Source organism: Rhodococcus sp. K11/5 (genome assembly GCF_055193735.1).
Genome location: NZ_CM143721.1, coordinates 4,071,792 through 4,096,012, shown reverse-complemented (window position 1 = coordinate 4,096,012; position 24,221 = coordinate 4,071,792). Strand labels below are relative to the sequence as shown.

21 protein-coding genes are annotated in these 24,221 nt (G+C 69.9%); 9 read left to right on the top strand and 12 right to left on the bottom strand.

What is annotated here, in order from left to right; all coding sequences use genetic code 11:
- Window positions 1–34: 34 nt before the first annotated feature.
- The 6 genes from ACY466_RS19105 to urtA all read right to left on the bottom strand — a co-directional run bounded on the left by ACY466_RS19105 (window position 35) and on the right by urtA (window position 5,614).
- Window positions 35–694: a GntR family transcriptional regulator gene (locus ACY466_RS19105; protein WP_463252367.1), complete on the bottom strand. Its 660-nt coding sequence runs from the start codon at window positions 692–694 to the stop codon at window positions 35–37.
- A gap of 78 nt (window positions 695–772) precedes the next feature.
- On the bottom strand, window positions 773–1,465 hold the full coding sequence (gene urtE / locus ACY466_RS19100) for an urea ABC transporter ATP-binding subunit UrtE (RefSeq protein ID WP_463247936.1): 693 nt from the start codon (window positions 1,463–1,465) through the stop codon (window positions 773–775).
- The gene (gene urtD, locus ACY466_RS19095; protein ID WP_463247932.1) at window positions 1,458–2,288 is read right to left on the bottom strand and encodes an urea ABC transporter ATP-binding protein UrtD; all 831 of its coding nucleotides are present in this window, start codon (window positions 2,286–2,288) and stop codon (window positions 1,458–1,460) included. Before urtD ends, urtE begins: the two co-directional genes overlap by 8 nt.
- Entirely contained in the window at window positions 2,285–3,373 is a 1,089-nt protein-coding gene (gene urtC / locus ACY466_RS19090; RefSeq protein ID WP_463247928.1) for an urea ABC transporter permease subunit UrtC, read from the bottom strand. Before urtC ends, urtD begins: the two co-directional genes overlap by 4 nt.
- Window positions 3,370–4,254: an urea ABC transporter permease subunit UrtB gene (gene urtB / locus ACY466_RS19085; protein WP_463247925.1), complete on the bottom strand. Its 885-nt coding sequence runs from the start codon at window positions 4,252–4,254 to the stop codon at window positions 3,370–3,372. The genes urtC and urtB overlap by 4 nt, the downstream gene beginning before the upstream one ends.
- Window positions 4,255–4,318: 64 nt before the next feature.
- Window positions 4,319–5,614, bottom strand: a complete 1,296-nt coding sequence (gene urtA, locus ACY466_RS19080) for an urea ABC transporter substrate-binding protein (RefSeq protein ID WP_463247921.1) — start codon at window positions 5,612–5,614, stop codon at window positions 4,319–4,321.
- A 238-nt stretch (window positions 5,615–5,852) separates the two neighbouring features.
- Between urtA and ACY466_RS19075 the strand changes: the two genes are divergently transcribed.
- The gene (locus ACY466_RS19075) at window positions 5,853–6,500 is read left to right on the top strand and encodes a DUF1707 SHOCT-like domain-containing protein (protein WP_463247918.1); all 648 of its coding nucleotides are present in this window, start codon (window positions 5,853–5,855) and stop codon (window positions 6,498–6,500) included.
- Between the two features lie 114 nt (window positions 6,501–6,614).
- Here the strand turns inward: ACY466_RS19075 and ACY466_RS19070 are convergent, their stop codons facing one another.
- From ACY466_RS19070 to trmB, 3 genes are all read right to left on the bottom strand, one after another.
- Window positions 6,615–9,767, bottom strand: a complete 3,153-nt coding sequence (locus tag ACY466_RS19070) for an MMPL family transporter (protein WP_463247914.1) — start codon at window positions 9,765–9,767, stop codon at window positions 6,615–6,617.
- Entirely contained in the window at window positions 9,768–10,415 is a 648-nt protein-coding gene (locus ACY466_RS19065; RefSeq protein WP_463252366.1) for an NYN domain-containing protein, read from the bottom strand.
- Between the two features lie 92 nt (window positions 10,416–10,507).
- Complete coding sequence (trmB, locus tag ACY466_RS19060; RefSeq protein ID WP_463247911.1) at window positions 10,508–11,305, bottom strand: tRNA (guanosine(46)-N7)-methyltransferase TrmB; 798 nt, start codon at window positions 11,303–11,305, stop codon at window positions 10,508–10,510.
- A 231-nt stretch (window positions 11,306–11,536) separates the two neighbouring features.
- Here trmB and ACY466_RS19055 point away from each other — a divergent pair, with 231 nt between their 5' ends.
- The 4 genes from ACY466_RS19055 (at window position 11,537) to ACY466_RS19040 (ending at window position 15,822) form a co-directional block, all read left to right on the top strand.
- Window positions 11,537–12,088: a hypothetical protein gene (locus ACY466_RS19055; RefSeq protein ID WP_463247907.1), complete on the top strand. Its 552-nt coding sequence runs from the start codon at window positions 11,537–11,539 to the stop codon at window positions 12,086–12,088.
- The gene (locus ACY466_RS19050; protein WP_463247903.1) at window positions 12,085–13,365 is read left to right on the top strand and encodes a hypothetical protein; all 1,281 of its coding nucleotides are present in this window, start codon (window positions 12,085–12,087) and stop codon (window positions 13,363–13,365) included. Before ACY466_RS19055 ends, ACY466_RS19050 begins: the two co-directional genes overlap by 4 nt.
- A 34-nt stretch (window positions 13,366–13,399) precedes the next feature.
- Window positions 13,400–13,750, top strand: a complete 351-nt coding sequence (locus ACY466_RS19045) for a DUF6802 family protein (protein ID WP_463247900.1) — start codon at window positions 13,400–13,402, stop codon at window positions 13,748–13,750.
- A gap of 242 nt (window positions 13,751–13,992) precedes the next feature.
- Window positions 13,993–15,822, top strand: a complete 1,830-nt coding sequence (locus tag ACY466_RS19040) for a phosphoenolpyruvate carboxykinase (GTP) (protein WP_463247896.1) — start codon at window positions 13,993–13,995, stop codon at window positions 15,820–15,822.
- 245 nt (window positions 15,823–16,067) lie between these two features.
- Here the strand turns inward: ACY466_RS19040 and ACY466_RS19035 are convergent, their stop codons facing one another.
- Both ACY466_RS19035 and ACY466_RS19030 read right to left on the bottom strand, forming a co-directional pair.
- Window positions 16,068–16,961, bottom strand: a complete 894-nt coding sequence (locus ACY466_RS19035; RefSeq protein ID WP_463247892.1) for an ROK family protein — start codon at window positions 16,959–16,961, stop codon at window positions 16,068–16,070.
- A 33-nt stretch (window positions 16,962–16,994) separates the two neighbouring features.
- On the bottom strand, window positions 16,995–17,798 hold the full coding sequence (locus ACY466_RS19030; protein ID WP_463247889.1) for a class I SAM-dependent methyltransferase: 804 nt from the start codon (window positions 17,796–17,798) through the stop codon (window positions 16,995–16,997).
- Between the two features lie 121 nt (window positions 17,799–17,919).
- Between ACY466_RS19030 and ACY466_RS19025 the strand changes: the two genes are divergently transcribed.
- On the top strand, window positions 17,920–19,116 hold the full coding sequence (locus ACY466_RS19025) for a glycosyltransferase family 4 protein (RefSeq protein ID WP_463252365.1): 1,197 nt from the start codon (window positions 17,920–17,922) through the stop codon (window positions 19,114–19,116).
- Here the strand turns inward: ACY466_RS19025 and ACY466_RS19020 are convergent.
- The gene (locus ACY466_RS19020) at window positions 19,094–20,833 is read right to left on the bottom strand and encodes a hypothetical protein (protein ID WP_463252364.1); all 1,740 of its coding nucleotides are present in this window, start codon (window positions 20,831–20,833) and stop codon (window positions 19,094–19,096) included. The genes ACY466_RS19025 and ACY466_RS19020 overlap by 23 nt on opposite strands.
- Before the next feature lie 120 nt (window positions 20,834–20,953).
- Between ACY466_RS19020 and ACY466_RS19015 the strand changes: the two genes are divergently transcribed.
- The 3 genes from ACY466_RS19015 to ACY466_RS19005 are packed head-to-tail and all read left to right on the top strand — an operon-like array spanning window position 20,954 to window position 24,134.
- Window positions 20,954–22,078: a polysaccharide biosynthesis protein gene (locus ACY466_RS19015; RefSeq protein ID WP_463252363.1), complete on the top strand. Its 1,125-nt coding sequence runs from the start codon at window positions 20,954–20,956 to the stop codon at window positions 22,076–22,078.
- 58 nt (window positions 22,079–22,136) lie between these two features.
- Window positions 22,137–23,126, top strand: coding sequence for a fumarylacetoacetate hydrolase family protein (locus ACY466_RS19010; RefSeq protein ID WP_463247886.1), 990 nt, complete (start codon window positions 22,137–22,139; stop codon window positions 23,124–23,126).
- Between the two features lie 30 nt (window positions 23,127–23,156).
- Window positions 23,157–24,134 carry an alcohol dehydrogenase catalytic domain-containing protein gene (locus ACY466_RS19005; protein WP_463247883.1) on the top strand — a complete coding sequence of 326 codons (978 nt, stop codon included), beginning with the start codon at window positions 23,157–23,159 and terminating at the stop codon, window positions 24,132–24,134.
- The last annotated feature ends 87 nt before the right edge of the window (window positions 24,135–24,221 follow it).

Sequence of the window (24,221 nt, the reverse complement as noted above, 5' to 3'; positions counted from 1 at the left end):
GGAGGGCGTTCCGTCCTGCAGTAGTGAGCGGGCGTCAATCCCGCACGGAAAGAGCGATTCTGGACATCGACAGCGCCTCGGCGGCGCGGGAGATCACGACGCGGCGCGACTCGTCGATGTGGGCACGCAGAGCCAGATCGGCCTGCGCCAGTTCGCCGGCCAGCACGAGCTCACCGACCTGGATGTGTTCGTCGATCGTGGCCGCGATTCGATCGGCGGTCAGGTAGTCGAACATGCGTACCGGCCGGATCCGGGCGTTCACCGCCGTCAGAGCGTCGGCGAGAGCGGCGTTGCCCGAGGACAGCAGCAGGGCCACGTGGAACTGCTCGTCCTGCGCGACGAAACCGGCGTCGGGGGCCGGCATCGCGGTGCGCAGGACCCGCCAGTGATCGACCACCGGGCCCAGCACGTCGTGATCGTGGACCGGGGGCTCGGCGTCGGGGGCCGGTTCGACGATGCGGGTGATCCCGCGCAGTTCCAACGTGATCCGGAGCTCGTACAACCCGGCCAGATCGTCGAACCGCGGCCGGTACGGGTACATCCCGGTGTCCTGCCGCTGGACGAGGCCGTCGGACTCGAGCCGGGCCAGCGCCTCGCGCACCGGGGTGCGCGAGACACCGTAGATCTCTCCCAGCCGCTCCTCGCGCAGTCGGGCCGTCGGGTCGAACACTCCGGACATGAGGTCCTGTCGCATTGCGACGTAGACCTGTTCGCGCAGCGGGCCGACGCCGCCGATGGCCGTGTGGGAGGTGTCCTGCGATCCGAGCACGGGTCAGATCGCCATCGCCGCACGGACATCGGCCTCGGACGACGATCCGCCCGGACCGGACGAGGTGATGCGACCGGACTCGATGATGTAGTACTTCTCGGCCGACTCGAGCGCGAACCCGATGTGCTGCTCCACCAACAGCACCCCCAACCCACCGCGTCGGGTCAGGTCGAGGATGGTGCGCTCGATCTCCGCCACCACCGAGGGCTGAATGCCCTCGGTCGGTTCGTCGAGAATGAGCAGTCGAGGTTCGGTGATGAGTGCCCGAGCGATGGCGAGCTGTTGGCGCTGCCCACCCGAGAGCAGCCCCGCGCGGCGACCGAGCAGTTCCCTCAGGGCCGGGAACATGTCGAGCGCCTCGTCGATCAGGGCCTTTCCGCGCCTGCGTCCGTCGGCGACCACTTGCAGGTTCTCGGCGGTCGTCAACTGCCCGAACGACTGTTGACCCTGCGGTACGTAGGCGAGCCCCCGCGACACCCGCGCGCTGGGACGCAGGGACGTGATGTCCTCCCCGTCGAACCGGACCGTGCCCGAGGTGACCTTCAGCAGACCGACGGCCGCGCGCAGAAGCGTGGTCTTGCCGGCGCCGTTGTGTCCCATCACCGCGGCCACGCCGTCGGCCGGGACCGTGAGGGTGGCACCGTGCACCACTTCGCTCCGGCCGTACCCGGTACGGACGTCGAGTAGTTCAAGCATGGTCGGGTCCTCCTTCCGCGATGGTGTCCAACTCGCCACCGGCGGCGGCGGTTCCGAGGTAGACCTCCTGGACCCTGGGGTCGGCCTGGACCTCGGCGACGGTGCCCTCCGCGAGCACCTTTCCGCCCGCGAGGACCATGACCGAGGTGGCGAACTGTCGCATGAAGTCCATGTCGTGCTCCACCACCACCACGGTCCGTTCGGACCCGATGCGCTGCAGCAACTGTCCCGTCTGCTCACGCTCGGAGTGGCTCATGCCCGCCACCGGCTCGTCGAGCAGGAGCACGTCGGCGTTCTGCACCAACAGCATTCCGATCTCGAGCCACTGCTTCTGCCCGTGGGCGAGGATTCCGGCAGGTTTGTCTCGCTCTCCGGTCAGACCGATGGTCTCGAGGGCCTCCTCGATCGCGGCGTCCACGGTCTTGCGTCGTCGCAGCATGGTGAGGACCGACCGACCCGAACCCGCCGCGATGTCGAGGTTCTGCAGCACCGTCAGTTGCTCGAAGATGCTGGCCGTCTGGAAGGTTCGCCCGATCCCCAGGCGGGCGATCTGATGCACCTTCTTGCCCAGCAGCTGCACCCCGGACTTGGTGATCGACCCGGTTGCCGGGACGAGCCCGGTGATGGCGTCGATCAGGGTCGTCTTGCCGGCGCCGTTCGGCCCGATGAGGAATCGGAGGTCTCCCTGCATGAGGGTGAGGTCGACGTCGGTGTTGGCCTTGAACCCGTCGAAACTCACGGTGAGACCGCGTACTTCGAGGTATTGGCTCGACATGCCGGCGTTTCCGCCGAACGTGGGCTGGTGGGAGTCGATGTGGATCATGAGACCGATTCCTTCTGGTCGATGGTGCGGTCGGCCTCGACGGCCGGTTCGGCGCGGCGCCGGCGAAGCGCGAAGAGTCCGGCCACCCCGGCGGGAAAGAAGCCGACGACGACGACGAACAGCAGGCCCTGCGCGTACGTCCACCCCGACGGGAACTGCTCGGACAGCGAGGTCTGCGCCCAGGCGACGCCGAGGGCACCCAGGACCGGCCCGAGCAGCGTCGTGCGGCCGCCGATCGCCACCCCGATGAGGAACGCGATGGACGGGACGATTCCGATGTCGGCGGGGGAGATGATCCCCACGATCGGGACGAACAGCGCTCCGGCCAGGCCGGCGAAGAAGGCCGCCACGACGTACGCGACGATCTTCACGTTCGCCGGGTCGTACCCCAGGAAGCGCACGCGCTCTTCCTGATCGCGCACCGCGACGAGGAGCTCGCCGTAGCGGGAGTACATCAGCTGGCGGGTGATCGCCACGGCGCCCAGCAGAACAGCGGCGGCGATGAAGAACAGCATCTGCCGGTTGACGGGATCGTTGAGATTGAACCCGAAGAACGTCCGGAAGCGGTTGAGTCCGTTGGATCCTCCGGTGCTCTGCTGCCCCACGAGCAGGATCGCGAACGCCGCCGCCAGGGCCTGGCTCAGGATCGCGAAGTACGCGCCCTTGACCCGGCGCTTGAAGACACCGAGACCCAGCAGGAGGGCGACCAGCGCGGGAACGAACACGATGCCCAGCACCGTGACGACCGGCGAGGTGAAGGGTCGCCAGTACGAGGGGAGTTCGCGGATGCCGGCGATGGACATGAAGTCCGGCACGTCGTCCCCGCGTATCTCCGCGTCCGCGATCTTGAGGTGCATCGCCATGATGTACGCGCCGAGACCGAAGAACACGCCCTGACCCAGGGTGAGCATCCCGCCGCGCCCCCAGGCCAAGCCGATCCCGACGGCGACGATCGCGAAGCAGATGAACTTGGCGAGAAGGTTGAGGCGGAAATCGCTCAGGGCGGCCGGAGCCACCGCGAACAACAGGAGGGCGGCGACGGCGAAGCCCAGCAGCCCACCACGTTTGGCCACGAAGGTGCTCATACCAGGCTCCTTGTCTTGACGGCGAACAGTCCCTGGGGTCGGGCCTGCAGGAAGACGACGATCAGGACGAACACGATGACCTTGGCGACGGACGCGGTGGTGCTGTACTCGATGAACGAGTTCAGGGTTCCGAGAACGAAGGCCGCGATGACCGCGCCCTTGATCTGACCGAGGCCGCCCACGACGACCACCAGGAACGCGTCGATCAGGTAGCTCTGTCCCACCGTGGAACTGGTGGACCCGATCAGGGTGAGAGCGACACCGGCGACACCGGCGAGACCCGATCCGATGAAGAACGTCGAGACATCGGTGCGGCGCGAGGAGATGCCGGAGGTCTCCGCGAGGTCGCGGTTCTGCACGACGGCCCGGATGCGACGACCCATAGCCGTCTTCTTCAGTGCGAGCGAGAGTGCCACCACGGCGACGACGGCGAGCACCAGGATGAAGATCCTGGTCTTGGGAACGACGGCGCCCAGGATGTCGACACCGCCCGAGAGCCACTGCGGGGACACCACATTGACGGCCGGCGCGCCGAAGATGTCGCGCGCCAACTGCTGAAGGATCAGCCCGACGCCGAACGTGACGAGCAGGGTGTCCAGCGGCCGGTGGTACATCCGCCGGATCAGGGTGACCTCGAGCAGGACTCCCATCAGTCCGCCGACGAGGAAACCGACGAACAGCGAGACGAACAGGGAGGCGCCGCCGGTGGAGGTGATCTGCTGGACGACGTACGCGGTGTACGAGCCGGCCATGATGAATTCGCCGTGGGCCATGTTGATCACGCCCATCTGACCGAAGGTCAGGGACAGGCCGAGGGCGGCGAGGAGAAGGATCGAACCGATGGACAGGCCGGTGAAGAGCTGTCCGATGACGACGTCCATATGTGCTCCTTGCAAAGCCTGTGCTCCTCGCGCCCGTCGGAGAGAGGGGCGCGAGGCACACGGGTCAGTTGAGGTCTGCGGCCCACTCGTAGTTGTCCAGGAACGGATCCGGTTCGATCGCCTCGGGCGACTCCCACACCGTGTAGATCAGTCCGTCGGGGCGGATCTCGCCGATGCGCGCGGTCTTGGTGATGTGGTGGTTGTCGCCGTCGATGACGACCTCGCCCTCGGGGGCCGCGAACCCGACGCCGTCCGCCGCGTCCCGAACATCGCCGACAGCAAACGAATTCGCCTTCTCGACGGTGTTCTTCCAGAGGTACACCGAGGTGTACGCCGCTTCCATCGGATCGCTGGTCGGCTTGTCCGCTCCGTACTTCGCCTTGTAGTCCTCGACGAACGTCGAGTTCTCCGGGCTGTCGACGGTCTGGTAGTAGTTCCACGCCGTCAGCTGTCCGGCGATGTTGGCGGCGCCGATACCGGCGACCTCTTCCTCGGCGATGGACACCGACAGCACCGGCATCTCGGCGGCATCGAGTCCGGCGTTGGTGTACTCCCGGAAGAACGCGACGTTGGAATCGCCGTTGAGCGTGTTGAACACGGCGTCCGCATCGGCGGAGCGGACCTTGTTGACGATGGTGGAGAAGTCGGTCGCACCGAGCGGGGTGTAGTCCTCACCGAGGATCTCGATGCCGTTGGCCTCGGCGTAGGCCTTGATCACGCGGTTGGCGGTCTGGGGGAAGACGTAGTCGCTTCCCACCAGGTACAGCGACGTCACGCCCTGCTCCTTCAGGTAGTCCAGGGCGGGGACGATCTGCTGATTGGTGGTGGCTCCGGTGTAGAAGATGTTGTCCGAGGCCTCGAGTCCCTCGTACTGGACCGGGTAGTAGAGCAGCGCGTCGTTGTCCTCGAACACGGGAAGCATCGCCTTGCGCGACGAGGACGTCCAGCCACCGAAAACCGCTGCGACACAATCACTGCTGATGAGTTTCTGCGCCTTCTCGGCGAACACGGTGGGTTCGGACGCGCCGTCCTCGGCGACGACGTCGATCTGTTTGCCGAGTACCCCGCCGTCGGCGTTGATCTGCTCGACGGCCAGCGCGATCGAATCTCGCACTGTCACTTCGCTGATGGCCATCGTTCCGGACAGCGAGTTCAGCGAACCGACCTTCACGCTGTCTCCGGAGGTGTCCACGCACGACGTGCCGCCGGCGCCGGCTCCGTCGGCCGCCTCGGTGTCCCCGGCCCGCGATCCGCACGAGCTCAACGCGAGTCCCAGAACGGCGAGCAGGGCGGGTGCGGCGAGTGCCCGCCTGGATCGGAAACTCGAACGACGTTGCGGCACAGATGATTCAGAAGGCATACGAAAGAGACCTTTCGGCAGTGGTGTTCTGGCGACGGATCGGACATCGATGTCCGGCGAGGGGAGCGTCGAGCGCGGTGTTCGTTGTATACAGCGCTGTATTCGAACGGAAGACTAGAGCACAGTTGTTGCGACAGAGTGACTGTTCGTCACGGCTCGATGTCCGACGTTTCGTCCCCGTTAACCTGTCCTCACACTGCGGGTTACGCCGTCGCGCGGTCGTCGCTAGGGTCGGTGCATGGACGACAGAGATCTCCGCGTGAGCGACGCGGAACGCGAACACGTGGGTCAACTGCTGCAGCGCGCCGTGGGCCAGGGCATGCTCTCGCTCGGCGAGTTCACGGAACGGATGGACACCGTGCTCGCGGCGAAGACCCGCGGAGAACTGAACGTGGTGCTCGTCGATCTGCCGGGAATCCGGATCGACGGACGCGACGTGGGCAACCCGCCCGCACAGGTGGCCGACCCTGTCACCCCGGTCCACGCGGAGGCGGCCGGCGACATCCGGTGCACCATGTCGTCCGTGACGCGATCGGGGGAGTGGTCCGTGCCGTCGCGGCTGCGGGTGACCACGCGGATGGCGTCGGTGACGCTCGACTTCACGTCGGCGGTGCTCAGCGGTGAGCACGTGCTGATCGAGGTCGACGACTACTGCAGTTCGCTGACCTTGGTGGTGGCCGAGGGCGCTTCGGTGAACACCGACGACGTCGCGGTGGTGGGTGGCAGCATCAGCAACAAGGTGCGCAGCAACCCGCCCGCTCGTGTCGACGGTGCGCGGCCCAGCGGACCGTCGAGCCTGCAGGTCACGGTCCGCGGACGCATTCGCCTCGGATCCGTCACCGCGAAACACCCGTTCGGGACGACCATCAAGCGCATGTTCGGCTGACGCCGGCGTTCCTGGTGTGTGCGGCTACCCGCACACACGACCTTTTTGCTCCCCTTGCGCTCGGATTCGGCGGGATCCCGCCGGTGCTCGACAGGAGGGGAGCAGAAATGTCGCCTACTGGCGGCGCTGGCGCGCGAGCAGCTCGCTCACACTGATCGCACCGGACTGGCCGTGGTGGCGGCCACTGCCGTTGGACTCGGTCCGGGCCCGTCGCTCGCTGCGCGTCTCGGACTCGGTGGACTCGCTCGCATCGGCGGAGTCCGCGTCCTGCGCGGCGCGGTCCGAGTCCGGCGCCGACCGCGGGGGATCGACCGGGGCGTCGGAGTCCGAGTCAGCGCGGTCGGGAACCACGTCGTCGAGCCACCAGTTCGGCCGCGGTGTGGGCCGTGGGCGTGCGGTGTCGGGTCGCGAGGTCTCGGTTCGCCCGGACTCGGCCCCGGCATCGTCCGTAGGGGCGTCGGTGTCGCGGGACGGCATGCGGAGGCTGGCGATCCAGGGATCGATGGCGGAGCCGTTGCCGTTCGACCCACCGCCGTTCGATCCGTTGCCGTTGCCGTTCGATCCGTTGCCGTTGGACCCGTTGCCGTTGCCGTTGCCGTTGGCCTTGCTTCCGTTGGCGCGGGGCAGCAGCGCATCGGCGTCCCGACGCGATGGACGGGAGTCGATGCCGTCGTGGCCGACCGATCCGTACGAGTACGAACGGGAGGTGCCGGCGTCCGCTGTCCGCGAGTCCTTGCTGGTGGAGGCGTCGCCAGCCCGGGCGTCGCGGGCGGTGTTCTTCGCGGGTGATCGCAGCTCGGCAAGCCAGCTCTCGATCGGCCGGGGGCTGCCGGTCTCGGGCGAGGAGGGCTCGGATTCGGCGGGCTCGGACACCGGGGGCTGGGAAACCGGGGGCTGGGACACCGGAGGCGGGGAGACCGGGGGCTGGGAAACCCGGGGCTCGGTCACCGTCGGCTCGGAAACCCGGGGCTCGGAAATCCGGGGCTCGGAAGCCCGGGGCCCGGACCGCGTCGCCGCCGTCGCTGTCCCGGCGGTGACGCGGGGGATGGGCAGGGTCAACGGGTCCCGCGTGCGCGGCGGAAGCGGAGCGGCGCCGATGGGCTGGACCTCGGGAACGTGTGCGGGCATGAGGTCGGCGTCGAGCAGCGGTTCGCCGAGTCCGAGCTTCTCCTGGGCGCGCTTCATCCACTGCGGTGCCCACCAGCAATCGTCGCCGAGCATCTTCATGATGCTGGGGACGAGGAACATGCGGATGAGGGTCGCGTCGATGATGAGCGCCGCGATCATGCCGTAGGCGATGTACTTCATCATCACGAGCTCGGAGAACGCGAAGGCCCCCGTCACCACGATGAGGATCAGCGCGGCTGCGGTGATGATGCGGCCGGTGTGGGAGGTGCCGATCCGGATGGCCTCGGACGTGCTCGCGCCGCGCTCCCTCGCCTCGACCATCCGAGAGAGGAGGAAGACTTCGTAGTCCGTGGACAGGCCGTAGATGATCGCGATGATCAGCACCAGGACGGGCGCCATGATGGGCCCCGGAGTGAAGTTCAGGAGTCCGGCACCGTTGCCCGCCACGAAGATGAAGGTCAGGATGCCCAGCGTCGCGCCCAGTCCCAGCATCGTCATGAGGACGGCCTTGATCGGAATCACCAGGGACCCGAACGTCAGGAACATGAGCACCGTGGTCACCAGGACCACGAGCGCCGCCATCAGCGGGAGTCGGTCCACCAGGGCCGCGATGCTGTCCTGCTCGATGGCGGGGGTGCCGCCGACGGACATCGTGACGCCGTCGGGCACGTCGATGGACCGAATGCTCTCGATCGCCGGCTCGGAGACGTTGCGGTCCTGCAGGCCGGCGCTGAGCACGGCGATGCCGCCCTCGTTGCGGTCGATCGAGAACGGCTCCACCAGCCCGGGAGCGGTGGACGCCTCGCGCAGGATCGCGCCGAGCTGCGGTCCCTCGGCGTCCTCGATGACGATCTTGAGCGGTTCGGTGCGGTACGTGGGAAAGTTGGCGTCGAACTCGGCCTGCGCGACGCGGGTCGGGTTGTCCGGGGGCAGATAGGTCTCGTTGATGCCGCCGAACTGGATCGCGCCGACGGGCAGGGTCAGGATCAGCAGGCCCAGGATGATCGGCACGGACGACTTCAGCGGGTTGCGCATGACCCAGCGGGTCAGCTTTCCCCAGGGCCCGTTCTCGATCTCCTCCGAGGACTTGGTCGTGCGCATCCGCTTGAGGCCGAACGCGTCGACACGTCGTCCGAGGATCGACAGCATCGCGGGCAGGATGGTGATGGAGGTCAGCGCAGCGAGCACGACGGTGGCGATGGCGCCGAACGCGACCGACTTCAGGAAGCCCTGCGGGAACAGCAGCAGACCGCCGAGGCTGGCGACGATCATGGTCGCCGAGAACACCACGGTGCGCCCGGCCGTCATGACCGAGCGTTGGACCGCCTGTTGCGTCGTGCGGCCGTCGCCGAGTTCCTCGCGGAATCGACTGACGATGAACAGGGCGTAGTCGATCGCCAGGCCGAGACCGATCAGCGAGACCACGGGCGCGACGAAGCTGTTGACCTCGACGACGTTGGTGAACAGACGCACCAGGCCGTTGGCGGCGACGACGGTCAGACCGCCGATGATGAGCGGCAACGCGGCGGCGACGAGGCCACCGAAGACGAAGAACAGCAGTACGCCCACCACCGGGATGGCGAGAATCTCCATGCGCTTGATGTCGCCGGCCATCGTGTCGTTGAGGGCGTTGGCGATGGGCTGCAGCCCCGCGAGCTGAACGTCGACGCCCTCGATCTGGAACGCGTCCCGCACCTCGCGGAAGTTGTTGGTGATCTCGGTGTCGTCGTCACCGACGATCGCGAACGTGGCGATGGCCGTCGTGCGGTCCGGGGTGGTCAGGGCGGGCAGCGGCTGTTGGAAGTAGCTGAGGTTGATCGCGGCGATCTGGTCGGGGTGCTCGGCGAGCATCTGCTCCTGAGCAGTGGCGACCGTGTCGGCGAAGGCGGGATCGTCGACCGTGGATCCCTCGGGCGCGGTGTAGAGCGCAACGACGTCACCGGTGCGATCACGCCCGAAGGCCGCGTCCGCGGTGCGCGCGGCGTACACGGCCTCGGAGCCCGGGTCGTCCCACCCGCTCTGCGACAGGTGATCGCTCAGGCTCGCGCCGTAGGCCGCGAGACCCAGGAGGAACGCGACCATGACACCGATGACGGTGAACCGAGACCGGTGGACCAGCGAGCCCCAACGTGAGAACACTTACGACACTCCCTGACGCCCGACGAGCAGCGCGGACAGCGGACGGAACGGCTGGAGCCAGGCGCCGGAGTCCGGCAGCGAGTCCAGGCTCACGCGCGGCAGAGGTTCGCGGAAGACGCCCGCGATGTCCTCGAGGTCGACGAACTCGAGGACGTCCGACGCCACCGCCCAGCTGGCGTGCTCGCGGAACCCCAGGATCTGGACGGGCACGCCCGTCGCCGCGATGGCCTCGAGCGGCTCGCGGAACGCCTGGCCGTCGGCCGAGGCCACCATGACTCCGGCGAGACCGCCGCCGCGGGCCCGACGCTCGATGTGCTCGAGCATGTCGGAGTCGACGTCGCTGTCCTCGTCGATCTTGGGCTTGGCGAACACCGCGAAACCGACGTTCCGCAGGGCCTCGACCCAGGGGCGCACGACGTCGGCGCTGCCCTGGGCGATGTTGGTGAAGACGGTGGCCTCGGGCTCGAGGTTGGCGGAGTGATTCGTCGACAGCTGGGCGGTGCGTCCGAGCAGCCAGCGGCCCAACGCGTCGAAGCGGGGTCGGTAGGCAGCGGTGGGACGTCCACCGAGGATCGCGCCGAGCCCCATGTCGAGGTTGGGCGCGTCCCAGACGAGCAACACGCGCTTGGTGCGCAGGTCGCTGCTCACCTCGTCGGCGTGACGCTCGTCGACGAGTTGTTCGCGGCGCGGGTCGGCACCGTTCTCGTCGCGCGGGTCCACGCTCGGATCACTGTCGTCGATCACGCGTTCTTCCCCCAGACGAATTCGGACACGGGTCTGCCCACGCGCTGTGCTTTGTCCTCGAATTTGGTGACCGGACGATCGAGCGCGATGGGCGACCCCTCGACGGTACGTCGTTCCGGGTCGAAGTCCAGTGCCACCAGACCGGGTTCGGCGTTCCCCACCTCGGCGATGTGCTCGGCGTAATCGGCGTGATCGGTCGCGACGTGCAGGACGCCGCCGGGTCGAAGTCGGTCCGCGATGAGCGCAAACGTGGGCGCCTGCAACAGACGTCGCTTGTGATGGCGAGCCTTGGGCCACGGATCGGGGAAGAACACCCGGACCCCGGTCAGGGACTGCGGTGTGACCATGCTCTCGAGCACGTCGGCGGCGTCCCCGCGCAGGATCCGCACGTTGGTCAGACCCTCGCGTTCGACGCCCTGGACGGTCTGTGCGATCCCGGGCCGGTAGACCTCGATGGCCACCAGGTTGACGTCGGGCTCGCGCGCGGCCATGGAGATGGTGGCGGTTCCGGTGCCGGAGCCGATCTCGAGGACCAGTGGCGCGGATCGACCGAACCAGGCGTCGGCGTCGAGAGGTTCGTCCGCGACGTCGCGCCCGACGGTCGACCAGGTGCGGTCCCAGGACGCCTGCTGCGGCTCGGTGAGCGCGCCGCGTCGAGACCGGAAGCTGGTCACTCGGGGATAGAGCCTCGACCCTCCGGAGGGAGTGCCCTCGGTGGTGACGGCGGCCGCTGTGCCTTCGACGTGCTGCGCATCGACGGCAGAGGAGTCCTTCATGCGGTCATTGTCTCTCATCCGGGCCCGCTGGGACAGTTGGGTCTGAAGTTGTACTTGAGACTTTATGTCTCGCACCTCCCCGACGTCGGGAAACACGGGAGCCCGACGTGTCAGAATCGGCGCCTACGGTGGCGATCGGGGGGTCGAATGTCCGGGGGGTCGAATGTCGGGGGGTCGAATGTCGGGAGCGGTAGGTCGGGGGCGCGGGTCACGGGGTGGTCCGATCTGGACGGTGCGGTCGACGCGCTGGTGCGCGGCGCGAAGTGCGACGAGATCGAGGCGGTGGTCTCCCGCTGGCGCGCACCGCTGACGGTCGGCGTGTCCGGACGGCCGGGGGTGGGGAAGTCCACGGTTCTGGCCGTGCTCGAGGATCCGCCCGTGCCGGAAGAACCGCCGGTGGAGGTCCACGGCGTCGACGATCCGGATCGCCCCTGGCCGCGACTGGATCACGACGTCCTCGTCCACGTGATCGTGCGCGCCCTGTACCCCGTGGATCGCCGGGTCCTGGCCGGGCGGGACGCATCGGGAACGGTGGTGGTGGTCAACCGGATCGAGCTGGTCCCGGATTCGGTGGCGACGGTGGCCGAGCTGGCCGACATGGTGGGAACGCCCGTCGTCGCGTTCGACGCCGAGCCGGTGCGAGCGGCGGTGGCCGCGGCGATCGCCCGTCGCCGACGGGTTCGCGACGCCGCTCTGCTGGGCGGGTTGGAGGCGGTGGCGGCCGCCGAACCGTCGGTGCGGTCGCCGGTCGAGAGCTTCCTGGCCGGAGCCCCCGCCGCTGCGGTGCGGCGAGCCCGGTGACCGAGGACGTCCGACCGGGGATCGCCGTGCTGGCTTCCCCCGGACTCGACGCCGGCGCGGCGCGCGACGTGGTCGTCGGCGTCGGCGGACGGGTGTGCGGGCCGGACCGCGCCCGCGTCGCGCTCGTCCTCCTCGACCCGGCGGTACCGATCGGCGCGTCGATGCTCGGGTCCGCGGCCGCCGTGCCGGATGCGGTGCCGCGGGTCTTCGTCACGGTGGGTACCGACGCCGTCGCCGGTTGGGACGTCGTCGCCGACCGCACGCGCGCGGTTCTGGGTCGGCACTCGGCGCGTTCGAGCGACACCTTTCTGTCGGTGGCCCGACCGTTCGGCGACAGCGCGGGGTGGTCGGCGGTCACGGACACGGTGCGCGAGGTGATCGAGACGGTGATCGAGACGACTGCCGAGGTTGCTCGGGCCGCGGCCGGGGATCGAAGTCCGTCCGAGGCGCGCACCGAACGCGAGGCCCTCGCCGAACTCGAGGCCATGCGGACGCGTCGGGCTCGGCTCGGTGCCCGACCGGTCGGGTCGGACCGGTCCGAGCAGGCCACCGCACTGCGCGTCGGGTTGGCGTCGGTGCGGGTGCAGGTGGTGCACGAGGTCGGCGCTCGACGTCGGGAGCTGTCGGCCCGCGTGGCTCATGCCCTGTCGCGTCCCGGCCGGGCCGGGCTCGCGCGGTTTCCGGCTGCTCTCGCGGCGGACCTCGACGCGGCGGGACGTGCGCTCTCGGCCGCGACGGCGGACGCGGTGGGGGACCTCGAGCGCCGGGTGCTCGGTGCGGAAGTCGCCGGATCGCCACCGATCACGATGGGGTCGGCCACCGATCAGCCGGTGCCTCCGCGGGCCCGGGCGTCGGCGGAGGACGTCCTGGGCATCGTGGTGGGTGGGTCGGCCGGAGCCGGCGTGGGCCGGGTGCTGGCGTGGGCGCTGTCGCTGGGAGGGCCGTGGTCGGTGGGGGTGTCGGCGGTGTGCGCGATCGTCATGGGGGCGGCCGTCTTTCGGGTCCGGCGCACGGCCGCCACGCGGTCCCGGCTGAGGCGATGGGGCGGTGAGGTGGTGGCCGACGCGGCGGCGTCGTGGGAGCGGGAGGTGGCGTCGTTGCTGGTCGACGTGGACGCTCGGCTCACCCGCGCGGCGCAGGCGCGGGCTCGCGGGAATGCCGTATCGAGGTCCGAGGCGGACGCGTGCGATCGGTCGATCGCCGCCGCCGCTCTGGAAGTTCGAGTGGAGGCCCGGCGACGGGATGTGCGCGGATGTGGGGAACCGGGAGGGCGGTGAGTGCGTCGAACCGTGGGAACGGGAGGGGGCGACGATGGCGGAGTGGGCGGGACCGGACTGGGTGTCGGGTGATCCGGGCGGGTTCGATGGAGGTGGAGTCGATGCTTCCGATGACGGCGACGCAGAGGGACGCGTCGGGTCGGGGTGGGGTGTTCTCGACTACCTCGATGCCGCCGGCGGAGACGGATTCGACACGAACGGGGACGGCTCGATCGACACCGTGGTGTTCGGCGGCTCCGCCGAGGACGGCGGGACGACGGTACTGGCCGACCTCGACGGCGATTCCGCGGCCGATCGGGTGACGATGATCGACGGGTCGGGGGACTTCATCGCGTGGGAGTCCGCGGACGATCGATGGGTGATGCGCGAGCGCGGGTCGTTGTGACGGTCGGAGCCCAAATGTTCTGACATAGTGCGGTTTACGGGACAAGTCCTGAATCGGTTCTGTGAGCGAACGGACATGCCCCGATTGCCTGATCCGATGATCACAGCGTTAACCTCTATTTTCAGGACACCCGTTGCCCGCCCACTGGGAACACACGGTTCGTCCACCCGGCTCGGCGCGACGAATTGGTCGAACCGCACCGGTGTAGACGAACCGGTTCCTGAAGCACTCCAGGAGACAAGATGACCGCGACCATTCCGGGTCTCGACGGAACCGACGGCACGCCGCCGACCACCCACGCCGATCTGCTGGCCTGGGTGAGCGAGGTTGCGGAGCTGACCCAGCCGGACCGCGTCGTGTTCGCCGACGGCTCGGACGAGGAATGGACCCGGCTGACGGATCAGCTCGTCGCGGCCGGCACCTTCACGCGACTGAACGCGGACAAGAAGCCGAACTCGTTTCTCGGCAACTCCGACCCGTCGGACGTCGCGCGCGTCGAATCCCGCACGTACATCTGCTCCGAGCGCGAGATCGACGCCGGGCCCACCAACAACTGGATGGACCCGGAGGAGATGCGCTCGACGATGCGCGACCTGTACCGCGGGTCGATGCGTGGTCGCACCATGTACGTCATCCCCTTCTGCATGGGCCCGCTCGACGCGGACGATCCCAAGCTGGGCGTCGAGCTCACCGACTCCGAGTACGTGGTCGTCTCCATGCGTGTCATGACCCGCATGGGTGCCGCCGTACTCGAGAAGCTCGGCAGCGACGGCTTCTTCGTCAAGGCACTGCACTCGCTCGGCGCGCCCTTGGCCGAGGGCCAGGCGGACGTCAAGTGGCCGTGCAACGACACCAAGTACATCTCGCACTTCCCCGAGACCCGCGAGATCTGGAGCTTCGGATCCGGCTACGGCGGCAACGCGCTCCTGGGCAAGAAGTGCTACTCGCTGCGGATCGCGTCGGCCATGGCCCACGACGAGGGCTGGCTCGCCGAGCACATGCTGATCCTCAAGCTGATCTCGCCGGAGGACAAGGCGTACTACATCGCCGCGGCCTTCCCGTCCGCGTGCGGCAAGACCAACCTCGCGATGATTCAGCCGACCATTCCGGGCTGGCGTGCCGAGACCATCGGTGACGACATCGCGTGGATGCGCTTCGGCAAGGACGGCCGTCTCTACGCGGTCAACCCCGAATTCGGCTTCTTCGGCGTCGCGCCGGGAACCAACTGGGACTCGAACCCCAACGCGATGCGCACCATCGAACAGGGCAACGCGGTGTTCACCAACGTCGCCGAGACCGACGACGGCGACGTGTGGTGGGAGGACCTCGAGGGCGACCCGCAGCACCTGATCGACTGGACAGGCAAGGACTGGACGCCCGAGTCCGACACCAAGGCCGCGCACCCCAACTCGCGGTACTGCGTGCCCATGTCGCAGTGCCCGTCGATGGCCGCAGAGTGGGACGACCCGCAGGGTGTGCCCATCTCCGCCATTCTGTTCGGTGGACGCCGCAAGACCACCGTCCCGCTGGTCACCGAGGCGCGCGACTGGCAGCACGGCGTGTTCATGGGCGCCACCGTCGGGTCCGAGCAGACCGCGGCCGCCGAGGGAACCGTCGGCACCATCCGACGCGACCCGATGGCCATGCTGCCGTTCCTCGGCTACAACGTGGGCGACTACTTCCAGCACTGGATCGACCTCGGCAAGAACGCCGACGAGTCCAAGCTGCCGAAGGTGTTCTACGTCAACTGGTTCCGTCGCGGCGAGGACAAGCGCTTCCTGTGGCCCGGATTCGGTGAGAACTCCCGCGTGCTCAAGTGGATCGTGGAGCGCATCGAGCACAAGGCCGCCGGTGTCGAGACGCCCGTGGGTGTCGTGCCGACCGCGGAGGCGCTCGACATCGAGGGGCTCGACGTGTCCACCGAGGACGTCGCCGAGGCGCTCGCGGTGAACGTCGACGAGTGGAAGCAGGAGATCCCGCTCATCGAGGAGTGGTTCGACTTCGTCGGCGAGAAGCTCCCCACCGGCATCAAGGACGAGTTCGAGGCGCTCAAGCAGCGGTTGAACTCGTAGGTAGTTCCGCCGCCGCACCCTGCGTTGGCCCGAGTGAGGGGCACCCTGATTCCGCCAGACGGAGCGAGGGTGCCCCTCACTCGTCGGTGGGGGTGAGGGCGGTGCGGGGGATCCGGGCGGAATCCGGGGCGGCGCCGTACTCGCGCACCCTGCAGCGAGACGCGCACGCTGCACGGTGCGCAGGTCGCTGGAGGGTGCGCGCGGGCCGGGCGCGGGCGGCGCGCTGAGCACGAGCGCCGGGGCCTTCAGCCGACCAGCGCCGCCGCCCCGGTGAGCGTCCCGAGTGCTCCGAGCTCGGCGGGGACCACCCGAAAGTCGTGCAGGAACCCGAGCCGCGCGTGCATCTCGACCGTCTCGTGGATGGGGTTCCACAGCGCCTCGCCGGCCGCGGAGAAGCCGCCGCCGAGCACCGCCATCTCCAGGTCCAGCAGCGCCGCGGCGGACGCGATGGCCTGACCGAGCGCGACGCCGGCGCGCTGGAGAGCGGCGATGGCGATGGGATCGTCGGCGCGCGCGGCGTCGGCCAGCTCGATTCCGTCGGTACCCGTCCACCCGTTGGCTTGCGCCCACCGGACCGAATTAGGTCCGCTCGCAACGGTTTCCACGCAGCCGACGCCGCCGCACGTACACGGTTCGACCGATCCGGGCACCACGATGTGGCCCGCGTGGCCGGCATTGCCGCTCCGCCCGCGGACGATACGGCCGTCGAGCAGGATCCCGCCGCCGATACCGGTGGAGACCACCATCCCCAGCAGATTGTCGACCCCGCGCGCGGCGCCGAAACGATGTTCGGCCAACGCCTCGCAGGCGCCGTCGAGGGCGAGGGTGACGGTGGCCGCCGGGAACAGGGTCCGCACGGCGTCGACCACGGCGAAGCCCTCGTACCACTCGGCGATGTTGATGGGGGCGACGGTTCCGGCGACGGTGTCGACAGGCCCGGCCGACGCGATGCCCACCGCCGTGACGTCGGCGGCGCTCACCCCGGCCGTCTCGACCACGCCCCGCAGGAGTTGCTCACAGGCCGCCCACACGTTCTCGGTGGGGGTCGCGGCGAGCGACGGGTTCGCCGGTCGCCCGTCCGGTCCCACGATCGCGGCGGAGAACTTGGTTCCCCCGATGTCCAGGGCGAGTGACGTCATCGGAACCACCCTATCGGCGCGAGCTGTGAGGTTTCACGTCGTCGACGGTCGGGCGGGTACGAGGACCAGCACCAGATTGCTCGTGGCGAGCTCGCGAAAGCCCGGCACCCGGACGCACCACCACGCCCACCACGGATGGTACCGAGGGAACGCGGCCATCAGCCGGGCGTCGGGAGTGCCTCTCGCCCAACGCAACCCGTGCGACGCCCGGATGGGGAACAGGGACGCACCGAAGTGGTTCTTGGGTTCGCGGCCGTGCACCCGGGCGTACCGGCGCGCGGCGCGTTCACCGCCGAAAATGTGCCAGGGCCCCGTCTCGTGTCCGCCGAACGGACCCCACCACATGGTGTACGACAGCACCACCATGCCGCCCGGACGGGTGACGCGCACCATCTCGTCGGCCATCGTCCACGGATCGCGCACGTGCTCGGCCACGTTGGAGGACAGACAGATGTCGACGCTGTCGCTCCGGAACGGCAGCGCGGTGCCGGACCCTCGGACGGACCCGCGGGCGTCGAGACCGGCGGCGTGCATCTCGGACGGATCGGGTTCGACGGAGACGTACTCGGCTCCGGCCGCGGTGAACGCATCGGCGAAGTACCCGGGTCCGCCGCCCACGTCGAGAACGGTGCACCCGGCGAGCGGGCGGCCGGTGACGTCGGCCCACAGGTCGTCGATCAGCCGCGAGGTGTCGCGCGCGAGAGCTCCGTAGAAGCGGGCCGGGTCGCTCTGCTCGAATCGGAACTCCGACACCAGCGACACCGACCGTCGAAGCGTGGCGCGCGCCGCGAGCCGCGCGGTGGGCCCGGTGGTCGCGGGTCGGGAGAACAGGGGCACGGGAGCCGACTCTAGAGGCCGACCGCTCCGCGACGGCGCGGTCACCGTCATACTGTGACCGACGACGAGTGCGTCGACCGGGGGACGAACGACACGGGTGAGGGAGCCACGGGTGGGTGAACTGCGAGAAGTCCTGCTGCTGTGCTGGCGGGACTCCGGTCATCCCCAGGGCGGTGGCAGCGAGCGCTACCTCGAACACGTGGGGGCCGGGTTGGCCGCGCGCGGAATGTCGGTGACCCTGCGCACCGCCCGATACCCGGGGGCGCCGCGTTCGGAGATCCGCGACGGGGTGCGCATCAGTCGCGGCGGTGGACGCCTCACCGTGTACCCCCGTGCGCTGGGAGCCCTTCTCGCGGCCCGCGTCGGGCTCGGTCCGCTGGCGGGTCTGCGGCCCGACGCCGTGATCGACACCCAGAACGGGATCCCCTTCTTCGCCACGGCGGTCACCAGAGCCCCGGTGACAGTGTTGGTGCACCACTGCCACCGTGAGCAGTGGCCGGTGGCCGGGCGCGTCATGGCCCGGGTGGGGTGGTGGATCGAATCCTGGCTGTCCCCGCGGGTCCATCGCTCGTCCCAGTACGTGACCGTGTCCCTGCCGTCGGCCGACGAACTCGTCTCGCTGGGAGTCGACCGATCCCGCGTCGCCGTCGTCCGGAACGGCGTCGACGACCTCCCCGGCCCGGCGGGAATTCCCGCGACGCGCGCCGCGCGGCCCACCCTGGCCGTGCTGTCGCGGTTGGTGCCGCACAAGCAGATCGAGGACGCGATCGACGCCGTCGCCGCACTGCGCGCGACCGTGCCGGACCTGCACCTCGACGTCATCGGCGGCGGATGGTGGGAGGAGAACCTGCGTACCTACGCGCGCGAACGCGGCGTCGACTCCGCCGTGACCTTTCACGGCCACGTCTCCGAGGAGCGCAAGCACCAGGTCCTGGCGCGCTCGTGGGTGCACCTGTTGCCGTCTCGCAAGGAGGGCTGGGGCCTCGCGGTCATCGAGGCGGCCCAGCACGGCGTCCCGACGGTCGGCTACCGCCATTCGCGCGGACTCACCGACTCCGTGATCGACGGCGTCACCGGGCTGCTGGTGGGCGACGAGTGGGTCACCCAGCCGGACCACCGGGACGTCGACGAGCTCACGGCCGCGACCGCGACGCTGCTCGGCGACCACGATCTGCGGCGCGAACTCGGCGAGAAGGCCCGCCAGCGCACGCGCGAGTTCTCGTGGTCGCGCTGCTCGCACGACGTCGAGTCGGTACTGCGGGCCGGGGTGGCCGGCCGCCCGGTGTCCGGACTGGTCAGCGACTCGCGGCGGTCCTGAACCGGCGTCGGGTGAAGCCCGCGATCGACACCGCGCCCGCCGACAGAATCGACAGCCCCCACGTCGCGTGCGCGGCGACGGCAGGTGCGCGATCGGGCCGGTCGGTCGGCGCCGGCTCGGGTATCGCGTAAAGCGCCAGATCGTCGTCGTCGTACACCGCGTCGAGCCCGGCGAGGGTGCGCGCCGACATCCCCGTCTCACCGGGGGAGGTCTTCTGCACCAGGACCCACCCGACGCCGCGTCGGGCGAGCTCCTCGGGGTCGGCGCCGTCGAGCAACGCCGTCTCGACCTCGCGAGCATCGTCGCCCTCACCGGCCACGGACGTACCGCCGACGGGCAGATCCCCTGTTTGCAGGACGTCCGCGTCGAACCAGCGCGGGGCCGGGTCGAGGACCGGCGCGTCCCCGACGAACGGAAAGACCCGGAACGTTCCCGACGGCACCACGGCGACCGTCGCGTCGGACTCGCCGACGAGGGTCGAGACCTCGGCCCACGCCGCCGGATAGACGACGGGCGTCAGCGCGCCGCGCACGCCCCACGCGAGGTCGGGCAGAACCACGATCACCGCCCCGACGCACAGCGCGGTCCGCGCCGGGGTGACATTCCGGACGGCCGCGGCGGCGCCCAGCGCGAGAGCGGGCATCCACAGCGCCACCCACTTCTGTCCGTCACGCGCGAGACCGGCGCCGGGGACGTGTTCGGCGGCCCACTCGCCGGCGGCGATGCCGACCCCGGTGGCGGCCAGGGCCACCGCGATCACCGACACGGCGCCGAGCGCCACGATCACGGTGAGGACGGGGGTCCGCCGGCGGTACAGGAAGGGTGCGCCCGCAGCCGCGAGCGCGAGCAGCACCACGGTGCCGACCAGCGCGAACAGGGTGGTGCGCGAATCCGGGACGGCCGCGGAATTCCAGATGCCGCCGAGACCGGCGACGGATCCGAGGGTGCCGAGACCCGGTTCCGCACGGGCCGAGAACGCGGCCACCCCGGCCGGGTCGGACACGGTTCCGGCGGCGGAGAGCGCGGTCGCCACCAGCCAGGGAGCCGACGCGACGGCGGCCGCGGCCACCCCGCCGACGACGCGTAGCGCTCGTTGCTTCCCTCCGGGTGCGGCGAGAACCGCCGTCGCGACCAGCGCGCACAGCAGTACGCCGGTGGGAGTCAGCCCGGCTACGCCCAGGCACAGGACCAGCGGGGCCCACCGACTCCGCTCGGTGCGATCGCGGATGAAGACGGCGGCGACGACGGTCCACGGCACCATCGCGTACCCCACGAGCAGACTCCAGTGCCCCTGCAGCAGCCGCTCGGCGACGTACGGATTCCAGATCGCGACCGTGGCCGCCGCGATCCGCGAGCCGGTCCCCGCACCGCCCGGGAGAAGACGCGTGACCATCGCCGCGGCGCCCCACCCGGCCGCGACCAGGGCGGCGAAGGTCAGCGCGACGACCAGCGCACCGCCGTCCACCACCGACGACGCGAGGGCGACGGCCGCGTCCTGGGGCACGGCGCGCGGGGCCGCGCCGCCGAGCCCGAGGGCGGAATCGGTGAGGAAGGACCGCGGGGTCGACACGGCGTCGCGCACCAGGAGGTAGCCGCCTCCGGGGACCAGGGCGCCCAGCAGCGGACCGAGGACGACGGCGGCCAGCACCGCGGACCACGCGGGGGCCCACGGGTCGGCACCACGCCTCGCGCGAACCTCGGCGCGCGTCGATGCCATCATGTGGGCATGATCCCCGCGCGCCCGAGCTCCCCGGACCCCGGGGTGACCGACCGGGGCACCGGCGAGGACGTGCGCCGATCGGTGGCCGCCGGTGTCGGACTGGTGACGGCCGGCTCGATGGTCGCGAACATCGCGTCCTACCTGCTGGCGGCCGCGGCCGCGATCCTGCTCGGACCCGGTCTGTACAGCGAGTTCGCATCGCTTCTGGCTGCTCAGCTCATCCTCGCCGTGCCGGCGCTGGCGTTGCAGACGGTGATCGCGCGCGACGCGGTCCACGGCCGCGGTCGAGCGGATCTGCGTCGGCTCGGTCAGCAGTGCGCCGCGGTGGTGACCGTGCTGGCCGTGGTGGCGACCCCGGTGGTCGCGTCCGTGCTGGACACGGCCGTGATCACCGCCGCGGCGGCGCTGCTGACCGCGCCGTTCCTGGTGTTGCTGGCAACGGAACAGGGCCTGCTGCAGGGACAGTCGCGATTCGGTGCGCTGGGTGCGGTGCTCGCCGGCAGCGGAGTGGCGAAGGTGGGGCCGGTGGTGCTCGCGTTGCTGCTCGGGGCGTCGACGGGTCCGGCCCTGGCGGCGGGGGCGGTGGGAACGGCGGTGATGGCGGTTCTCGCCCACTTCCAGGTCGATCGCGGCCCCGCGCACGTCGACACCGGTGAGGACCCGACGCGACGACGGTGGCTGGGGGTGCTCGGCGCGTCGCAGGTGCAGTTGGTGATCGTGGGGCTGTCCACGATGGACGTCGTGCTGGCGCGCGCGGTTCTCGGTGCCGACGACGCCGGGATCTACGCGCTCGGTGCGGTCGCGGCGAAGGCGGCGTTCTGGTTGCCGCAGTCGGTGGGCGTGGTGCTCTACCCCCGGATGGCGGACCCTCGGCAATCGGTGGCCGCCGTGCGGGCGGCGGTGACGATTCTGCTCGGTATCGGCGCGGTCGTGGTGGTGGGCGCCGCCCTCGCCGGACCGCTGGTTCCGCTGGTGTTCGAGGAGTACGCGCCGGTGCGCTCGCTGGTGTGGCTGTTCGCGTGTCAGGGTGCCGCGCTCGCGGTGATGCACTGCGCGCTGCTCGCGGCCGTCGCTCGGGGGCAGACGCGCACCGCGCTCGTCGCGTGGACGGCTCTCGTGGTCGAGATGATCGTCGTCGTCGTGTTCGTGAGCACTCCCACGCAGCTCGTCGTTGTGGCCGCGACCTGCGCCGCGGTCACGAGTGTTGTGGTCACGACCATCGCCTGGACCCGCCGCGTGTGATTGGATCGGTGGGCTGCTGAGCTGCTGGGCTGTTGTACTTCGGGGGAAGGCTTCGACGATGAGACTGCGCAGGGGGACCACCGGGACCGCGGTTCTGCACGAGCCGACGGGACGCTGGATCGATCTCGCCGAGGCGGTGAAGAACGCCGGCGGCGATCCGCTTCCCGAGACGATTCTGGAGTTCCTGGCCGGCGGTGAGCGGGTTCGTGAGACCGCGCGCGACGCCGTGGACCGGGCCGCGAGCGAGGGTGTGGCGGCGGCGTCGGACACGTACCGCTCGACGGCCTTCGATCCGGCGTCGCTGCGGTGCTTCTGCGGGTGGGACCGGCACTGGGAGCAGGCGGCGATGACGATGGTGCGCCGCAACCTGGCGGTGGCCGCCCCCTTCGTGTCCGCGTTCAAGCGGGTGACCGGCAAACCTTTCCCTGCCCTCACGCCGGGTGCCGCGTTCACCGAGCACCCGCTGTATTACACCGGCAACCACGTGACGGTCGTCGGCGACGGCGACGAGATGCCGTGGCCCGGATACACCGACCTGCTGGACTTCGAACTGGAGTACGGCGCGGTCGTCACCACGCCCGTCGAGGACGCGACCGTCGCGGAGGCGGAGGCCGCGCTGGGCGGCTTCGTGGTCTTCGACGATTTCAGTGCGCGGGACGTGCAGTGGGACGAGCAGCGCCGCGCCCCGTTCGGCCCCGTGATCAAGACCAAGACGTTCGGCAGCTCCATGAGCGCGGAGGTGGTGACCGCGGACGAGATCCTGCCGCACCTCGATTCGCTGCGGGGCACCGTCACGGTCGACGGTGAGGTGTGGTCCGCCACCTCGACCCGTGACGCGCGCTGGTCGATCGCCGAGGGCCTCGCCTACGCCAGTCGCGGGGAGCGCATCCTTCCCGGTGAACTCCTGACCTCGGGAACCCTGCCCAACGGGTGCGGGATGGAGCTCGATCGCTGGATCCGCACGGGAGACGTGGTGCGGCTCGACATCGAGCGCATCGGGTCCGTCACCAACACGGTCGGTGCCCGAAAGATCTCCGTGCTTCCCTGACGGTCCGCCGAGCCTGATAGATATGTGGCCATGCGTGCACTGGTCATCGACGAGTTCGGCCGTCCCGGCGAGATCCGCGACATCCCCCGTCCCGACGCGTCCGCGGACGGGGCCGTCGTCGAGGTGGCCGCCACCGGCGTCTGCCGCAGCGACTGGCACGCGTGGCAGGGGCACGACGACGGCGTCCGACTCCCCTTCGTGCCGGGGCACGAACTCGCGGGCACCGTGGTCTCGGTGGGCTCCGACGTGGGACGGGAATGGATCGGTCGCCGCGTCACGGTTCCCTTCGTCTGTGCGTGTGGAACGTGCGCGATGTGTGCGGCCGGTGAGCAGCAGGTCTGCGAACGGCAGGAGCAGCCGGGATTCACGCACGACGGCTCCTACGCCGAGTTCGTCGCGGTGCGGTACGCCGAGACCAACCTCGTCGCCCTTCCCGACGCCATCTCGTTCGACGTCGCGGCGACTCTCGGTTGCCGCTACGCGACGGCGTGGCGAGCGGTGCACCGACGCGCGAGGGTGACGGCCGGCGAGCAGGTCGCGGTCTACGGCTGCGGCGGACTGGGACTGTCGGCGGTGATCGTGGCGTCGGCCGCGGGGGCCGAGGTGACCGCGGTCGACCGTTCCCCGGCCGCTCGCGAGCTGGCGTCGGTGCTGGGCGCCACGAGGGTCGCGGACGCGGTGCCGCCGGGCATGCACGTGGCCCTCGAATGTTCGGGCCACCCCGGTCTGGCCGACGCCGCGCTCCGGGCGTTGCGGCGACGTGGTCGGCACGTCCAGATCGGACTGCTACCGGACGGCGCCCACGTGTCCATGGACGCGGTGATCGCCGGGGAACTCGACGTGCTGGGCAGCCACGGACTCGCTGCGCGGGAGTATCCGGAACTGCTGCGCACACTTCCGGTCGAGAGCCTCGAACGGATGATCGGGAGAATCCTGCCGTTGGACGACGCGCACGCGGCGTTGACGGCGCTCGGCGACGACGCGGGGGTCACGCTGCTGCGTCCCTGAACGGGCGGCGCCACCCGTGCACCATGATCCGATTTCGGCCCGAACCGACGGGAAACCGTCGATCCGGGCCGAAATCGGACCGTCGTG

Excerpts from the sequence above, each read along its gene's own strand:
- ACY466_RS19105 (WP_463252367.1), bottom strand. The coding sequence starts at position 694 with ATGCGACAGGACCTCATGTCCGGAGTGTTCGACCCGACGGCCCGACTG.
- urtA (WP_463247921.1), bottom strand. The coding sequence starts at position 5,614 with ATGCCTTCTGAATCATCTGTGCCGCAACGTCGTTCGAGTTTCCGATCC.
- urtD (WP_463247932.1), bottom strand. The coding sequence starts at position 2,288 with ATGATCCACATCGACTCCCACCAGCCCACGTTCGGCGGAAACGCCGGC.
- urtC (WP_463247928.1), bottom strand. The coding sequence starts at position 3,373 with ATGAGCACCTTCGTGGCCAAACGTGGTGGGCTGCTGGGCTTCGCCGTC.
- ACY466_RS19010 (WP_463247886.1), top strand. The coding sequence starts at position 22,137 with ATGAGACTGCGCAGGGGGACCACCGGGACCGCGGTTCTGCACGAGCCG.
- ACY466_RS19075 (WP_463247918.1), top strand. The coding sequence starts at position 5,853 with ATGGACGACAGAGATCTCCGCGTGAGCGACGCGGAACGCGAACACGTG.
- urtB (WP_463247925.1), bottom strand. The coding sequence starts at position 4,254 with ATGGACGTCGTCATCGGACAGCTCTTCACCGGCCTGTCCATCGGTTCG.
- ACY466_RS19045 (WP_463247900.1), top strand. The coding sequence starts at position 13,400 with ATGGCGGAGTGGGCGGGACCGGACTGGGTGTCGGGTGATCCGGGCGGG.
- ACY466_RS19035 (WP_463247892.1), bottom strand. The coding sequence starts at position 16,961 with ATGACGTCACTCGCCCTGGACATCGGGGGAACCAAGTTCTCCGCCGCG.
- ACY466_RS19015 (WP_463252363.1), top strand. The coding sequence starts at position 20,954 with ATGGTCGCGAACATCGCGTCCTACCTGCTGGCGGCCGCGGCCGCGATC.
- urtE (WP_463247936.1), bottom strand. The coding sequence starts at position 1,465 with ATGCTTGAACTACTCGACGTCCGTACCGGGTACGGCCGGAGCGAAGTG.
- trmB (WP_463247911.1), bottom strand. The coding sequence starts at position 11,305 with ATGAGAGACAATGACCGCATGAAGGACTCCTCTGCCGTCGATGCGCAG.
- ACY466_RS19020 (WP_463252364.1), bottom strand. The coding sequence starts at position 20,833 with ATGGCATCGACGCGCGCCGAGGTTCGCGCGAGGCGTGGTGCCGACCCG.
- ACY466_RS19040 (WP_463247896.1), top strand. The coding sequence starts at position 13,993 with ATGACCGCGACCATTCCGGGTCTCGACGGAACCGACGGCACGCCGCCG.
- ACY466_RS19005 (WP_463247883.1), top strand. The coding sequence starts at position 23,157 with ATGCGTGCACTGGTCATCGACGAGTTCGGCCGTCCCGGCGAGATCCGC.